At 40.5% G+C, this 15,153-nt stretch carries 13 protein-coding genes and 1 riboswitch; of the genes, 5 read left to right on the top strand and 8 right to left on the bottom strand.

The features are described from left to right. Positions 1–52: 52 nt before the first annotated feature. From J3455_RS09430 to J3455_RS09415, 4 genes are all read right to left on the bottom strand, one after another. Positions 53–607: a DUF4136 domain-containing protein gene (locus tag J3455_RS09430; protein ID WP_130051302.1), complete on the bottom strand. Its 555-nt coding sequence runs from the start codon at positions 605–607 to the stop codon at positions 53–55. Between the two features lie 122 nt (positions 608–729). Next, positions 730–3,516: an Mks condensin complex protein MksF gene (locus J3455_RS09425; RefSeq protein WP_349561599.1), complete on the bottom strand. Its 2,787-nt coding sequence runs from the start codon at positions 3,514–3,516 to the stop codon at positions 730–732. Further along, positions 3,516–4,061, bottom strand: a complete 546-nt coding sequence (locus J3455_RS09420; RefSeq protein ID WP_062564547.1) for a condensin complex protein MksE — start codon at positions 4,059–4,061, stop codon at positions 3,516–3,518. Before J3455_RS09420 ends, J3455_RS09425 begins: the two co-directional genes overlap by 1 nt. A gap of 2 nt (positions 4,062–4,063) precedes the next feature. Continuing rightward, positions 4,064–5,338, bottom strand: a complete 1,275-nt coding sequence (locus J3455_RS09415; RefSeq protein ID WP_130051304.1) for an MksB family condensin complex protein — start codon at positions 5,336–5,338, stop codon at positions 4,064–4,066. Between the two features lie 148 nt (positions 5,339–5,486). Here J3455_RS09415 and nhaD point away from each other — a divergent pair, with 148 nt between their 5' ends. After that, positions 5,487–6,737, top strand: coding sequence for a sodium:proton antiporter NhaD (nhaD, locus tag J3455_RS09410; protein WP_130051305.1), 1,251 nt, complete (start codon positions 5,487–5,489; stop codon positions 6,735–6,737). An 87-nt stretch (positions 6,738–6,824) separates the two neighbouring features. Next, positions 6,825–6,997, top strand: a riboswitch (Lysine riboswitch). An 81-nt stretch (positions 6,998–7,078) separates the two neighbouring features. Further along, positions 7,079–8,458, top strand: coding sequence for a lysine-sensitive aspartokinase 3 (gene lysC, locus J3455_RS09405; protein WP_349561598.1), 1,380 nt, complete (start codon positions 7,079–7,081; stop codon positions 8,456–8,458). On the opposite strand, the gene J3455_RS09400 is transcribed toward lysC, so the two are convergent. Continuing rightward, positions 8,435–9,172 (bottom strand): 4'-phosphopantetheinyl transferase family protein, encoded by a 738-nt coding sequence (locus tag J3455_RS09400; protein ID WP_239977622.1) that lies wholly within the window; start codon positions 9,170–9,172, stop codon positions 8,435–8,437. The genes lysC and J3455_RS09400 overlap by 24 nt on opposite strands. 147 nt (positions 9,173–9,319) lie before the next feature. Here J3455_RS09400 and J3455_RS09395 point away from each other — a divergent pair, with 147 nt between their 5' ends. Further along, entirely contained in the window at positions 9,320–10,645 is a 1,326-nt protein-coding gene (locus J3455_RS09395; protein WP_349561597.1) for a sodium-dependent transporter, read from the top strand. Between the two features lie 106 nt (positions 10,646–10,751). Here J3455_RS09395 and J3455_RS09390 read toward each other — a convergent pair whose 3' ends face one another. Further along, the gene (locus tag J3455_RS09390) at positions 10,752–11,735 is read right to left on the bottom strand and encodes a 2-hydroxyacid dehydrogenase (RefSeq protein ID WP_167657868.1); all 984 of its coding nucleotides are present in this window, start codon (positions 11,733–11,735) and stop codon (positions 10,752–10,754) included. Further along, positions 11,701–12,216 (bottom strand): glutathione peroxidase, encoded by a 516-nt coding sequence (locus tag J3455_RS09385; protein ID WP_130051309.1) that lies wholly within the window; start codon positions 12,214–12,216, stop codon positions 11,701–11,703. Before J3455_RS09385 ends, J3455_RS09390 begins: the two co-directional genes overlap by 35 nt. Before the next feature lie 114 nt (positions 12,217–12,330). Here J3455_RS09385 and J3455_RS09380 point away from each other — a divergent pair, with 114 nt between their 5' ends. After that, positions 12,331–13,212 carry an NAD(P)-dependent oxidoreductase gene (locus J3455_RS09380; protein ID WP_130051310.1) on the top strand — a complete coding sequence of 294 codons (882 nt, stop codon included), beginning with the start codon at positions 12,331–12,333 and terminating at the stop codon, positions 13,210–13,212. A 38-nt stretch (positions 13,213–13,250) separates the two neighbouring features. Here J3455_RS09380 and sbcB read toward each other — a convergent pair whose 3' ends face one another. Further along, positions 13,251–14,696: an exodeoxyribonuclease I gene (gene sbcB / locus J3455_RS09375; protein WP_294087021.1), complete on the bottom strand. Its 1,446-nt coding sequence runs from the start codon at positions 14,694–14,696 to the stop codon at positions 13,251–13,253. Between the two features lie 264 nt (positions 14,697–14,960). Between sbcB and J3455_RS09370 the strand changes: the two genes are divergently transcribed. Further along, positions 14,961–15,137 carry a hypothetical protein gene (locus J3455_RS09370; RefSeq protein WP_168990013.1) on the top strand — a complete coding sequence of 59 codons (177 nt, stop codon included), beginning with the start codon at positions 14,961–14,963 and terminating at the stop codon, positions 15,135–15,137. Positions 15,138–15,153: the final 16 nt, after the last annotated feature.

Below are 15,153 nucleotides of genomic sequence, written 5' to 3'. Positions count from 1 at the left end.
GCAGGCAATAAAAAACCGCGCCAAGTGCGCGGTCTTTTTACTAAAACGGCATTTAGTTTTGATTAATTGATTGCGGTGGAAAGTTACTGAGAATGTTAGCAACAGTTTCTTTGATAACTTCAGTGCGCTTTTCAGGTGATTGGTTCTTTTGCAAACGACCTTCTTTAGCACCACGCCAAACTAATTGGTTAGAAGCACGGTCTACTACGTCTAAAATTAACGTACCGACTTCGTATTCGCGAGTTGTTGTTTGCGTGTTATAACCCATACCCCAGTAATTCCAGCGTGCACCGTAACCTACGTTGAAGGTATCTACATCAATTTTAGTATCAACTGATGCATGATAGTTAATAAGTACATCTGCTTGCGCTACATCAACAAGCTTCATGCCGCTTTTTTCAAGTTCGGCATTAACTGCTTCACGCACACGTTTTTCCATTAAAGGACTAATTTGGTAGTTCGCTACGTTTTTAGTCAAGCTGGCATTAGGTACCCAAGAGAAGGTTTTATAATTACTAAAATCTGCAGATTTGTCGTAATCCCAATCAGGCGTTTTAGCACAAGCCGCTAAAAATAATACAGCCGTCGCGATTAATAAGTTCTTCATATTGTTTGCTCCTTGGCAAAATTTCCACTACTTGATTGATAACATAACACAAATAATACTCAACTGAATGATTATTTAAATACTATGGCACATTTACAAATAAGTACTGTAATAGTTTGTAATTAAGCACTGTGTTCAACTTCTATCCAGTCTTTTTCATCGACCCAGTTTTGCACCCCATCTTTGACAGTACGAATAGGGACAATGTAATCACAGCTAACTTGTGGTTTAACTGAGGCAAAAATCGGCACGAAGCCAAAGCTAAGTGCTGTTTCGATAATTGCTTTTTGGTTTTGCGGGTCGATATCGGCAGCTTCATCGATATAAATCGGAATACGATACAGGTTTTGCTCTTGATCGCTTAATAAGTAACGAATAAACAGCATGCCACAAAGTAGCTTAATGGTAATCCGGGTACCGTTAGAGCCGGCTGAGTCGATTTTCTCGAAGTGCTCAGTGTCACCAGCACGATTTACCACTTCAAAGCGAATATCGAACAAGTCTGTCAGTGTTAAACCTGCTTTTTCAGAAGCAAGCTTAATTAAATGATCTTTTGCTTCGTTTACCGCAGACTCGCTATAAGGCTCTTGGCTTAATAAGTCGAGGGTATCGCCTTGCTCAAACTGATTTGAGGTACTAATGATGGTATCAATGCTATCAACCAGCATCTTGCGCGGGATAACATTAATTTTGAATGCTTGAAGGTTAGAGATCCGATGTTGACTAATGCCTTTATTAAAGCTATTCATTTCACGGCGCAAGCGGTCTAAGTCTTCACGCAAGCCTTTAATGGTAGCTGCCACTTCGGTTAATGCAACTCGGCCTTGACGCTCAACAGCATCGCGCTCGTTATCAATGTTATGAAACGCGCTGATAAGCTTTTCGTATTTAGTAAACTCATCGTTTTCGTTATCAAATTTAGTAATACCCGCATTATAAATATGCATGTAGGTGTTACGTACGTTGATATCAAAGTTACGTAGCTCTTGGCAGTCTTTGTTAAAGTGATGAATGAGGTCACTTAAGTTATCAAAATCAATACTGATTTCAATCATGTATGGTGTGACTTTGCCTGAGTAAAAATCAAGTGTGTGATCGATACGTTCAGATTTAACTTGGCGTAAGCGGTCAGCTTGGCGCGCAAGCAAATCTTTTTTCGACTTGATAATTGAGCGACGATCGCTAATTGAGCCACTGTTCTTTTGAATGTCTTGCAGGTAGTCGTCAACTTGTTCGCGTTCTGCATTTAATTGCTCTTTTAGCAGAGTTTGAGCATCGACAGATTGCTGCATCACTTCAAATTGTTCAAAGCGTTTTAATGCTTCTTCAGAGGCCATTAGCTCATCATACAAGGCATCTTTTTCTTTTTGCTTTTCAGCGACATTAGCAGCTACTTCGCGCTGTTGTTTAAACTCTTTCAGGGAGTTTTCAAGTGCAGCGAGTTGCGCAGTTAATTGCTCTTTGTTTTCGCCCGTTTGCATTTGCACAGGGCTTAGCTTTTTTAGTTTAATCGTCGCACCTGGAAGAGTCAGTACACCGCCTTTTACGTTTGCCGATAACTGCTCTAAAAACTCACCGAAGGCATCTTCGTCTGTGATATCAACATCACCATTGCTGGTGGTGGCAAACGATAAGATATCTGGGTTTAAAATACGCGAAATTTCTTCAACTTCTTTTAAAGATAAATCTTCACGCATACGGGTGAATAAATTGAACTCGAGGTTCTTTAGCTGTAGTTTTAAGCTCTTAATTTGCTTTTGTGTTTCGCTAATACGGTAATCAAGCGTGTGTAAGCTTTGACCTTGGGCACTGCTTAATGAATGCGAAAGCGACTCATAATCTTGTTTAAGCTGCGTAAGGCTTACTTTTAAGGTGGCTTTGTTAACTAGTTCAAACTCAGATTTAAGTGCTCGATAGTCTAAAAACCACTGCTCAATTTGAGTTTGCTTACGCTCAATGTCACGTGATTGCTGAATATACAGCTGCTGCTTTTGGTCGAACTCATGTTTTTCGTGCTCGATATCTTCAAGGGCAATATTTAGCTCAGTAAGTTGCTCTTGTTGATAGGTTTCAAAGTCAATCAGTGCTTGGTCAATTTTTGGCGCATAGGCGGCAAGTTTGCCTTTTAAAACCGTTTGATTCTCAAGCATAGATTCAAGGGCTGCGATAGGCTCTTGCATTGACTCAAGGGCTTTTAATTCACGTTTAGCGCGATTTACCTTATCGAATGAACGTCGCCATACTTCATAAAAATCGACCCGTGAATTTGACATATGACGCTCAAATACACGTAACATAAAGCGCTTAACATCACTGGCTCCTAACTTGTGCAAGTTAAGAATACGGCGGAAAATTTCTTTGTAAATTGCAGAGTCTTGCACGTTATTGAGTGGGATCATCTTTAAATTGATATCGCCATCAAACGGGGTTGCGCCGCCAGTAAGTAGGGCGTTCAGCTCTTGCGCTTTTAATTCAATTGGGTTGAAACCTTGCTCTTTTAAGTGATTAAAAAGCTTGGTGAATTTAACAATTGTCTTGCCTAGGGTGTAGTGATCTAGGTTTAACTTACCTTGATAGCAAAAAAACTGATGCGCATAACCAGCAATTTTACCAAGGCCAGCAACACCAATAACCACAGGGCCATTAGGTAGGTCAGCTTCAAGTAAAATATAGGATTGATCTGACGAAAAGTAGAACTTACGAGTTTCGTCTAAATCGTGGCCATCCCATTCTGTTAAGCGTAAATCATTAATTAACGGAAATTGCAGAGCATTAATAACCGAGCTTTTACCGGTATTATTCGGTGCACAAATTGAGCTACTTTTATCCAGTGGGATCACGCATTTTGCATAGCCTGCGGTATTTAAAAGCGCAAGTTTGCTGAGTCCGTAAAGGCTTTGGCTTTGCATTATTCGTCATCTCCTAGATAGGTTTCTTCGTTTACTTCCATTAATGCATCGATATAACGATAAATTGGCGCTTGCAGCATAAAGCCATTTTCTACTTCGCGAGCAAGGCCTAAACGCACCATACGTAGGTACACATCTTTACGTAAATCTGAGCCAGAGAATATTTCTAATTGATCAAACAAGTGCTTGTTGATTTGCACTAAGGTTTGCATCAGTTCAAGGTCGTTTACCTCGTCAAATAAGGCACGCATAGGATCTTTACCAGTATTGGCATAGTGCTCAATCAAGATGTAGATAGTCAGCGCGATGGCACGTGAAATTTTACCCATGTTTGGGGTGCTCTCGTCACTACCAAAATAGTAATAGCCACGGCTATCATGCTGTAGGTCATGGCCGAGTGCATTAAAAAGGGCACGGTAGGCATCAATGTGTTGGTCAAGCTCTTGCCACATCAGCGTGTCTTGTTCACTAATGTGGTAGCCTGACGTGAGCTTTTTATTAATAGCTTGCAGATGCGTTAAATCATCTAAATTAATATCTGTCATGGTTATTGCTCTGTTGCTTTTTTATCGTCAGCAATCGATGAGTTAAATGGGTAAAGAGAGAAGTGTTGCTGGGCAATTTTTATTTTTACTTTCTCTTGGCTTTGGCTAATTTCAAGGTCGCCATCGCTAATTAATTTTTGATACAAGAACAGCATTTCGTCAGCTTCTAGATCTGGGTAGCTTTCATCTAAGAAACTAAGCAGCGGCTGAGCTTTTTTGCTGGCTTTTTTAAAGCGTTTTCTAAATTGTGTTTTAACGTCGTTGTAATCAGGGATATGCGGGCTTTGATAGGCGGGCACATCATCATGCTCTGGTAGCTGATATTCATCGTGCTCAAAGTCGACTAAGCCTGCCATATAGGCCACGATATGACGTTGTTGACCAAGTGAAAAGCGTTGTGCATCCGAGACAAAGTTAGGTTGTACCGCACTTAGCATGTTATCGACGCCATTTTTACGCACTAAACCAAGTACTTTGGCTGCTTGGCGAGTAATTAGGTTGTTACGGCGTAATTCTTCACGTAGCGGCATTAGCATATCGGCGCTTTTACGTAAGCTTTCACGACCAACTAAATGCATTTCTAAAATACGGGTTCGCAATTGCTCAAGCATGCGTTTGTCTTGATATGACTTACCTAGGCGGTCAATTTGTTCGATTTGTGCGCTTATTTGCGTTTCAATGGTGTTAAAGCAAGCGTGGAAGTCACCACGTATATCAACCATTTCAAGCATAGGTTCAATGTATTCATCAAACGCTTCGATCACTGCTTGATAGCGCTTTTGCAAAGATTGCACGGCGTTGTTTGCTTTAGCTTGCTCAACAATATTTAAAATTGCGTTTTCATTGTGGGCAAACAATTTCATTATTTTACGTACCCGATCATCCATAATACGGCTAAAGCGGCGTAGCTCGTCGTAATCTTCAATTTCACCTGCTTTAGCCAAGCGACTACCAAGGCGAGCTAAATCATCAACTAGTACACTAATTTCTTGGGCAAGACCTAGGTGTTCTTCTTGTAGCAAGAAAGTCGCAAAATCAGCAATCGCTCGATTGATTTCTAATTGCGATGATTTCGCTAATGGAATGATAATATCTTGATTTAATAAACGATTTGTTTCCTTATAAATGCGTTCATTTGACCATGAAGGTTGTTTTTGTTTTATCGCATTTTGTACGTCTTTCAAACTGAAATCAGCCATCTTAAAACGTTTAAATAGCAGTTCTAACACCCCCCAATGTTCAGTAAGGGTATTTAATAACTTTTTAGCTGGGATCATAAGGCTCCAGTAAATTCAGACTTAGGTGTTAGCGATTAGTAGTAAATTATGTAATTGATAATAGTTTTATGCTTTCTATGCTGCTAGAATCCGCGCCGAAACACTCGACTTACAATTTTTACATTATTATAAAGGTTGTTCAAACACCATGGTAACCCCACTTATCCTAACCCTGATAGCGGTGGCATTTTTGCTTATCGTTATAGAGGATATTATCCATGTAAACAAGGCCAAAACGACGCTTTTTTTTGGCACTTTATGCTGGATTATCTTATTTATCTCTCCAATTCATGGGCAAAGCCCAGAAACCATACAACATCAACTGGATCACAATATATTAGAGATCGCGACTTTGTGGCTGTTTTTAATGGCAGCGATGACCTTTGTTGCGTATTTAAACTCTAAAGGCTTTATCCAGAATATTGTTCATAAAATTATGCCAAATCAAATCAGTGAACGAAAGTTGATGTTTCTGATTGGTGGCTTTTCTTTCTTATTTTCATCGATATCAGACAATATAACTGCGACTTTAATCTCACTTGCGGTGGTGATGTCACTAAAATTAGATCCTAAAAAATTAATAAAATATGCAACCTTGATTGTATTTAGTGTTAACTCGGGTGGGGTGTCGTTGATCACGGGTGATGTTACAACTCTGATGATTTTCTTAGACGAAAAGGTCACCATTGCTAATTTACTATTATTAATTGCGCCTGCACTGACAAGTGTTGCACTGCTTGCGGCAATGTTATCTGTAGGTATGTCGGGTAATGTAGTATTTGAAAAGCAAACAGCTCGTCGTATTGAAAAAACAGATATTACCATTGCGGTTATCTTCTTCTCGACGATTATTGCCACGTTAACTTTGAGCGTGCTTTATAATGTGCCACCGCTTTTAACCTTTTTATTTGGTTTATCACTAATGTTTTTGGTTGCGCAATTCTTAATGCGCAAAAAAGACGTCAACAAAAAAATTATCGATTATATTCGTGAGATTGAGTACGACACCTTATTGTTCTTCGTAGGTGTGTTATTGCTGGTTGGTGCATTAAAAGAAGTAGGTATGCTTGCTAAGTTTACTCACCTATATGAGTTGATGGCGCCTGAGTATGCAAACTACATGATGGGGCTATTATCAGCAGCGGTAGATAATGTACCTTTAACTGCAGCACTTTTAAAAGCAGATATTGTGATGAGTCCACAGCAATGGTTGTCGTTTACATACGCAACAGGGGTAGGTGGTTCAATGCTTATTATCGGCTCTGCGGCAGGTATTATCGCCATGAGTAAAGTAAAAGCACTGACCTTTATGAGCTATCTTAAAATGTCGGTTTATTTATTAATTGCTTATACCGTTGGCTATTACGGGTCGCACTTAGCAGGCAGTTTAATTTCATAAAACAACTTGACAGCTAGACGTCTAAACGTTAACTTTCAAAGCCTGCTTTTTTAGCAGGCTTTGTTATTTTAACCAGGTGTTAACTTAACATTCAGAAGAGGTGCGATACTTAGGTAGTTAATGTGAGGTGACGAACGCCGATGACCATTAATGAGGGAAGTACTCGCCGAGAAAATTAGCCGGACGTCACGGTTACTTTTCGGTTTATGGGGCTGAATCCTCAAAACTGTCACCAAACTAGGTGGAGAGCTTCTGGCATGGACTACTCTTTATTTTCAAAGCACCCCCTTGCCGAGTTCTTCTTGAATTACTGTGGATAGTTTTCCACAAAAGGAGACGACATGAATACCCAATTAGCCGCCAACACAAAATCAGATTACGTTGTTGCAAAATTTGGTGGCACCAGTGTAGCTAACTTTGATGCTATGAGCCGCTGCGCAGAAATCATTTGTGCTGATAATCAAGTACGTATTGTTGCTGTGAGTGCCAGTGCAGGCGTGACCAATCATTTAGTTGCATTGTGTAAAGCTGATTTGAGTGCGGCTGAGCGTGACGAGCACATTACTGGTGTGGTCGCCATTCAAGAAGCTATTTTAGCTGAGCTATCGCTTGATGCTGACTTAGCTCATGGCTTTAATGAAACCCTCAAAGCCTTTCAAAAACTGGCATCAGAAGGGGTTAAGTCAGTAGCGGAGCAAGATGAGCTACTTAGCTTTGGTGAGCGTTTATCATCGTATTTATTTACACAAGTATTGCGTGGGCATGGTCTTGATGCGGTGCGTTTTGATGTACGCAAGGTGCTAAAAACAGATAGCCAATTTGCTAAAGCAACACCGAATGTTGCAGCAACCGCTGCGGCTGCTAAAGAGCATTTAGTGCCGCTACTTGAGGACCACGTTGTAGTAACTCAGGGTTTTATTGGTAGCAATGAACATAATCAAACAACCACTTTAGGGCGTGGAGGTTCAGATTACAGCGCGGCATTACTTGCAGAAGCAATTAACGCAAAAAGCGTGCATATTTGGACTGATGTTGTGGGTATTTTCAGTACTGATCCGCGTTTATGCGCTAAAGCAAGCCCAATTGCACGCTTGAGTTTTGATGAAGCGGCAGAGATGGCAACGTTTGGTGCAAAAGTACTGCATCCTGCAACCATTTTACCTGCGAGCCGTAGTCATATTAGTGTGTTTGTTGGTTCAAGCCGTGAGCCACAATTAGGTGGTACATGGATTGAAAAAGAAAAGTCTCAGCAACCAGGTATTCGTGCAGTAACACAGCGTAAAAACCAAATTCTGTTAACGGTTAAAAGCCCAGAAATGCTCCTAGCGAGTGGTTTCTTAGCGCGTGTTTTCACTATTTTAAGTGAGTTTAATATTTCGGTTGATTTGGTTACTACCTCCGAGATCAGTGTTGCAATCACTTTAGATAACGCGCCAAATGCATCACGCCCTGAGCTGGATCAAGCTTGTTTAGATAAGCTTTCTGAGTTTTGTCATGTGTCGGTCGAGAATAACTTAACGCTGGTGGCTTTAATTGGTTCTGAAATTCAATTACGTCAGCAAGAAATGAATTTAATGCAGGTATTAAGCGACTTTAATATTCGTTTAATTTGCCACGGTGCAAGTAAACATAACCTGTGCTTTTTGGTGGAGCAAAGCGAGTCAGATGACGTTGTGCAGGCAATTCACAGCCGATTATTAGAAAGCCAAGTCGCGGCGTAAGTCGCTAAAGCTAATAAAAGAGCACTGCCAGTCAGTGCTTTTTTGTGCCACAACACTTATGTCAAAGCCTTCAATACAATTACTTCTAGCGCAGAAATTATGTTTACGTATTTCTTCAAATACATTGGGAGCGAGCAGTTTCGCAATCGGCTGAGCACTTGCCTTAGCAAGGGCTTCTTTTAATGTCCAAATTCTAAAAAAACACTGTGCCTGTTCATCGGGTGCATCAAAACTGCTGATTAAGTCAACTTCATCTTGATGATAAAAATGCTTTGCAAGCTTGATAAAAGGGCGAGGTTTGTTGCTTTGTTCAATATCAAAACCAAGCAGCTGCTGAGCTGGGTTGAGGGCAGCACCTATCAAACCATTTGAATGAGATAAGCAAGCCCAAACAGACTCTCTAACGGGTGTATGTAGTTTCAGCTTACTGTCTTTGTCATCAAATTGGCTTGATATTTCATTGAGCGCTAAATCATCATGAGGGTAAGTATGTTTGTATAAATACTTTAACGTTAAGCGAGTCGCTAAATACTCTTGTTTAGCTGCGGGCACTTTGCGTTTTTCAAGTACACATAATTCAAACTCACTGAGCAATTTTTCAATAGCTAAGCTTGAAATATCGATGTTTGATGCTTCCATTAGCATAATTTGCTGTGCCGTGTTGTTCGGCTGCAGATTAATAACTAAGGTGTTTGAAAAATAGTGGCTGCTCATGATTTAACGCTTATACGGGGGTTCGTATTTAGTTTTGTTTATTTTTACAGCAAATGAACTTGTAAGAGCACGAACAACTCAAATAGTTTACGCAGTTGGCTGTAATTATGGTTTAATGAGGAAAAATAATAACAGATTTATAGATGTATGGCACAAGTTCGTGACGGCTTTCACAGCCGACTAGGTTTCGTATTAGCCGCTTCAGGTGCGGCGGTAGGTTTAGGTAATATTTGGGGCTTTCCAACACAAGCGGCAAACCATGGCGGCGGTGCATTTTTACTTGTTTACTTCATTGTTATCTTCTTATTAGCGCTTCCAGCCCTTTATACTGAGCTGTATTTAGGCCACCAAGCGCAAGCTAATCCGGTAAAAGCATTATCCAATGCATGGCAAGATACGGCTCCTAAAGTGGGCGCTGCAGCAGGCTACATAGGTCTGTTTGGTGCAATTGTGATGTTAAGCTTTTATTCGATAGTCGCAGGTTGGATGTTAGCGTATGCACTTGAGCCAATCGCTAGCTTCTTGGGTTTTACTGAGTTAAGTAACTTTTTGCATAGTGATTCAATGGTACGCAACTTTGTGTTTACGCCGCTGATGCTTATTCTAACTGCGAGTATTATCTTAAAAGGGGTTAAATCAGGAATCGAGACTTGGTCACGCCGCTTAATGCCATTATTGCTAGTGTTATTAGTGGCGTTAATTGCTTATATCGCGACCCTAGATGGTGCGATGGATGGCTTTGCAGCCTACTTAGTGCCAGATTTTAGTCAAATTCTTGATGCAAACTTAATTATTGCGGCAATGGGGCAAGCGTTCTTTTCATTGTCGTTAGGTGTAGGCTGTATGATGGTTTATGGCTCATATTTAAAGCCTGATGCGAACCTGCCTAAACTAACCGGAACAGTGGCGTTGCTAGATACAGGGGTTGCCTTTTTAGCGGGTTTATTGATTATACCAGCTATTTTTGTTGCTCAGCATAACGGTGTAGAAGTGTTTAGCAACGGTAAATTAGTAGGTGAAGGGCAGTTAATTTTTGCAATTTTACCTGAGCTGTTTAGTACTATGGGGCAAATGGGCTTACTCGTTGGATTATTGTTTTTCGTGTTAATGTCAATAGCTTCTGTTACATCAACAATTTCATCAACTGAAATTCCAGTGGCATTTTTAGTTGAGAACCACAGTATAGAGCGCAAAAAAGCGACTTTATTTGTAACTTTAATCGTCTTTATCGCTTCATCAGTTATTATCTTAAATTTTGACTGGTTATTTGGTTTGGTGATTATGGTGCTTACGCAGTACCAACTTCCTTTAATGGGACTGTTCTATTTCATTACTGTAGGCTGGTTATGGCAACGTGGTAATAAATTGCATCAAGTCTCGAGCGGCCCTCATTATTGGTTTGCTCAGTATATTCGCTTTGTGTGCCCGTTATTAATGACAGCAGTATTTGTGAACGTGGCGTTGTTGAAATAGAGTCTTGAGCTGCGAGTTACAAGTTTCTAGTTTCGAGGTAAAAGACAAAAGTAAAAAGGCGTGGGGTTTAAACCTCACGCCTTTTTTAGTCTAAGGTACGCACTCATTAACTAACTTCGTTAGTTAATGGTAAGCCTTGGCTTATCTCATTAGCACTTTGTAGTGTGGTGCAGGCTATTTCGCTAAGCGCTTCTTGGGTGAAGAAGCCTTGGTGGCCTGTCACTAACACATTAGGAAAACTAATAAGGCGTGAAAAAATATCGTCTTGCATGATTTCTTCGCGATGATCTTTAAAGAATAACTCTGACTCTTGCTCATACACATCAAGTCCTAAGTGTCCGAGCTTTTTAGACTTAAGCGCTTGAATACATGCTTGGCTATCGAGAAGTGCACCACGAGAGGTGTTAATTAACATAACACCGTCTTTCATTTTTTTAAATGCACTGCTATCAATTAAATGATGGGTGTGCTCGTTGAGTGGGCAATGTAAAGAGATGACATCACTTTGTGTGAGCAATGTGTCTAAATCACATAAAGTATAAGGGCCTTCACTTGCCATTGGGTCACAGACGAGTACTTTAGCCCCAAAGCCATTTAAAATATTCACTAAAGCTAAACCGATTTTGCCACAGCCTATAATCCCAATGGTTTTTTTAAACAGATTAAAGCCAAGTAAGCCGTTTAAATCAAAGTTACCTTCACGTACACGGTTAAAGGCTTTGTGGGTTTTACGGTTGAGCGTTAGCATTAGAGCAATACAATGCTCTGCGACAGCTTCGGGGCTATAAGCCGGGACGCGGCAAACCTTGATGTTATGCTCTTTGGCTGCATCAAGGTCTACATTATTAAAACCTGCACAGCGTAATAAGATTGCTTTTACGCCTACAGCTGCCATATCTGCAATGACGTGCTTGTCGACAGTATCGTTTACAAACACGCACACCGCATCGAAGCCTTTACAAAGAGGAGTTGTATTGATGTTTAAAGACTGCTCAAAATAACTGAGCGAAACAGAGTCAGCGAATTCAGTTAGATTCCTTTCAAAAAACGGTTGCTCATATTTTTGCGCACTGAATAAGGCCAGTTTCATCATTTAAATTACTCTCTATCACCATTTTGAGGGTTTCGGGTTTGGTACGCGGGGCATATCGCGCAACGAGTTGACCCTCTGAGTTTATAAGAAATTTGGTGAAATTCCATTTAATTGCGCGGTTTTGTGCAATTCCACGGGTATGACACTTTAAATGATTAAATAAAGGGTGGGCATCAGGGCCGTTAACTAATACTTTGTTAAAAATAGGAAAACTGACATCAAAGTGCTGCTGATAAAAAGCTTGTAGCTCATTGCCATCAAGGGGCTCATTGTGGCCAAATTGATTACATGCAAACCCAAGCACAGTAAATCCTTGCTGTTTATAGTCTTGATAGAGCTTTTCAAGGCTTGCCATTTGCACTGAAAAATTACATTTACTGGCAATATTGACGATAAGCGCTGTTTTTCCTTGTAGCGATTCAAGGCTAAAATTTTCACCAGATGCAAGCTGGGCGTTGAAACGATATATACTATCCATGTGTTACCTGTGTGTTTTTGACTGGTTTAAATGAACTTTTTTTCATTCGCTTTTTAGTTAATCGGTTGAGATAATGAAATTGTTACTAATTTATCACTCAAATAGGTCAGTTTTATGTCAATGAAAGTCGCCTTCATCGGATTAGGTGTAATGGGTTACCCAATGGCGGGTCACCTTGCTAACGCAGGTCACAACGTGACAGTTTACAACCGCACAACAGCTAAAGCGCAAAAGTGGGTTTCAGAATATCAAGGTAGTTATTGTGAAACGCCAAGTGAAGCAGCTAAAGGTGCTGATATCGTTTTCATGTGTGTAGGCAATGATGACGATTTACGTTCAGTTGTTTATGGTGAAAATGGTGTTCTTGTAAGTATGCATGAGGGGAGCTATTTAGTAGACCACACTACAACGTCGGCTGAAGTTGCACGTGAAGTAGGAGCTCAAGCTAAACAGCAGGGTATTGCATTTTTAGATGCGCCAGTCTCTGGTGGTCAAGCAGGTGCAGAAAATGGCGTGTTAACCGTGATGGTTGGTGGCGATGAAGCTGATTTTAATGTTGTTCAGCCTGTGATGGCTGCTTTTAGTCGCTTTAGCCAATTATTAGGCGAAGTAGGCTCTGGCCAACTTTGTAAAATGGTTAATCAGATTTGTATTGCCGGTGTGGTGCAGGGCTTAGCCGAGGGATTACACTTTGCAAAACAAGCCGGCCTTGATGGTGAAAAGGTCATTGAAACCATCTCTAAAGGTGCAGCAGGCTCATGGCAGATGGAAAACCGCTACAAAACCATGTGGGCTGGCGAATACGAATTTGGTTTTGCTGTTGATTGGATGCGTAAAGATTTAGGCATTGCTCTAGATGAGGCAAAGGCAAACGGCGCAACTTTGCCGATGACGGCAACAGTTGATCAATATTACGCTGATGTACAAGCTTTAGGTGGTGGACGCTATGACACCTCAAGTTTATTAGCGCGCATCGAAGCGTTACATAAGAAGTAATACCTATAAAAACGCGACAATGATTGTCGCGTTTTCAATTACATGCTTTGTGCGTAATTGTACAAGGCTTTTAAAATATGCAGATTTTTCTCGTTATCATCATTTTCATGAGCCAGATTCTCAAGTGTGATCATGAAATCTTGCCCACTAATTGATGGATTATCTTCGCCATGCATTAGTTTGTTTTGACAATATTGGCGCCACTTAGCCAGTTCATCTTGGCTGAGTGTTTGAGGCCAGTTTCGAGCTCGGTATCTAAATAGTAAGGTGGCAAACTTTTTATCATCAAAGTCTAGTTGCATCGAGGCTAATTGCTCAGGGCTTGCATCTCGAATAATGGCAAATTTAGCTTTATCAGCATGACTGGTGAAACCATCATAAAGTTGATAGTCAGGGTTAGTGGTTTCGCCATAATCACGTTGTTCGTTAAACACTTCGGTTACTTTGTCGCGAAGCTCAGTGTTGGCTTTTAAAATAGCGAGATTTTGTAAGCATTTTTCGCGGTCAATACCTAATCGAGCTGCGTTCTCTGGTAACAAGGTTTTTGCTGGTGCAAGAATAGGGCATTTATTTAAATGCACGAGTTTTAAGCCTACAGGTGCTTCACCTTCACCAAGGTCACTGTGTTTTGTGTAAAGACGCGTGCGCAGCTCTTCAACAGATAAATCTAATAAGACTTGCGGATCTTCAGTCAAATTAAAGCAAATAATGGCGTTTTTATTGACAGGGTGAAAGCTCATTGGGGCAATCCAGCTTGTGCAGCCTTGACTTGCCGGAATTCGTGATGAGGTGTGCACCAATGGTGTCATGTTAAATACATCAACTAAATCAGCCAGTGCTTTTTTAGAGCGTAAGCTAAAGAAAAACTGATACAACTTAGGTTGTTTTTCTTTTATTAATTTAGCCAAGGCTATAGTTGCCGTTACATCGCTTAATGCATCGTGAGCCGCAGCGTGTTCAATACCATTGGCAACAGTAAGGTGTTCAAGTTTAAAGCTAGGTGATCCATCTTCTTTAAGCGGCCATTCAATGCCTTCTGGGCGTAACGCATAACATGCTCGTACCAGATCAATGATATCCCAGCGGCTATTATTGTTTTTGTATTCGCGCTCGTAAGGGTCATAAAAGTTACGGTATAAGCTGTAACGCGTGACTTCATCATCAAAGCGAATGCTGTTATAACCCGCTACACAGGTGTTCGGTTGACTAAACTCAGCATGGATCTTTGCCATAAACTCAGCTTCAATCAAGCCTTTTTGCATCGCAACTTGCGGTGTGATGCCCGTTATTAAACACGCTTCAGGATGGGGCAAGTAATCAGCCGCTGGCTTACAATACTCAATTAACGGCTCACCAATAATATTTAAATCGAGATCAGTACGAATACCTGCAAATTGACTCGGGCGGTCTTTTTGCGGGCTTGCGCCAAATGTTTCGTAGTCGTGCCAATAAATTGTTGGTTGCTGTTGTTCTGGATATGCCATGCATTAAACCTTGCTAAGCGTCGGGCCGCTTTGACTTATTTTTTGAATTAACAGAATTATGGCATAGAGGCTTGTTAGATTATAGGGCTAAAGGTGTCGAGGCTGTTCAGTGTATGTTTTAAATACATGGTTAGTATAAAAAATGGCCTAAAAGGCTAATTTTATGCTTATATAGAGCCTAGTCGTTAGTTTTTACCTTATTTGTATTTTAGTGGCTCGGTATTTGCTAACGAAACCTATCTTTAACAATGAAGGAACAAAAAAATGACTTTATCAGCTTTATTACTATCTACTTTAGCATTCGACGCTGTACCAGCTTCAAGTTTTGATACAACAAAACTTCAAGGTTCAGGTGGAATCGTAATTATTAAAGAAAAGAAAAAGGAAGAACTACAAGGTTCTGGTGGAATAGTTATCATTAAAGAAAAAAAACCTAACTAAACAATAGACTATTCAA

Source organism: Pseudoalteromonas sp. NFXS39 (genome assembly GCF_040148775.1).
Classification (GTDB): Bacteria; Pseudomonadota; Gammaproteobacteria; order Enterobacterales; family Alteromonadaceae; genus Pseudoalteromonas; species Pseudoalteromonas apostichopi.
This window is presented reverse-complemented; position numbering and strand designations above follow the sequence as displayed.

Coding starts and splice junctions, on each gene's coding strand:
- J3455_RS09430 (WP_130051302.1), bottom strand. CDS start 607: ATGAAGAACTTATTAATCGCGACGGCTGTATTATTTTTAGCGGCTTGT.
- J3455_RS09425 (WP_349561599.1), bottom strand. CDS start 3,516: ATGCAAAGCCAAAGCCTTTACGGACTCAGCAAACTTGCGCTTTTAAAT.
- J3455_RS09420 (WP_062564547.1), bottom strand. CDS start 4,061: ATGACAGATATTAATTTAGATGATTTAACGCATCTGCAAGCTATTAAT.
- J3455_RS09415 (WP_130051304.1), bottom strand. CDS start 5,338: ATGATCCCAGCTAAAAAGTTATTAAATACCCTTACTGAACATTGGGGG.
- nhaD (WP_130051305.1), top strand. CDS start 5,487: ATGGTAACCCCACTTATCCTAACCCTGATAGCGGTGGCATTTTTGCTT.
- lysC (WP_349561598.1), top strand. CDS start 7,079: ATGAATACCCAATTAGCCGCCAACACAAAATCAGATTACGTTGTTGCA.
- J3455_RS09400 (WP_239977622.1), bottom strand. CDS start 9,172: ATGAGCAGCCACTATTTTTCAAACACCTTAGTTATTAATCTGCAGCCG.
- J3455_RS09395 (WP_349561597.1), top strand. CDS start 9,320: ATGGCACAAGTTCGTGACGGCTTTCACAGCCGACTAGGTTTCGTATTA.
- J3455_RS09390 (WP_167657868.1), bottom strand. CDS start 11,735: ATGAAACTGGCCTTATTCAGTGCGCAAAAATATGAGCAACCGTTTTTT.
- J3455_RS09385 (WP_130051309.1), bottom strand. CDS start 12,216: ATGGATAGTATATATCGTTTCAACGCCCAGCTTGCATCTGGTGAAAAT.
- J3455_RS09380 (WP_130051310.1), top strand. CDS start 12,331: ATGTCAATGAAAGTCGCCTTCATCGGATTAGGTGTAATGGGTTACCCA.
- sbcB (WP_294087021.1), bottom strand. CDS start 14,696: ATGGCATATCCAGAACAACAGCAACCAACAATTTATTGGCACGACTAC.
- J3455_RS09370 (WP_168990013.1), top strand. CDS start 14,961: ATGACTTTATCAGCTTTATTACTATCTACTTTAGCATTCGACGCTGTA.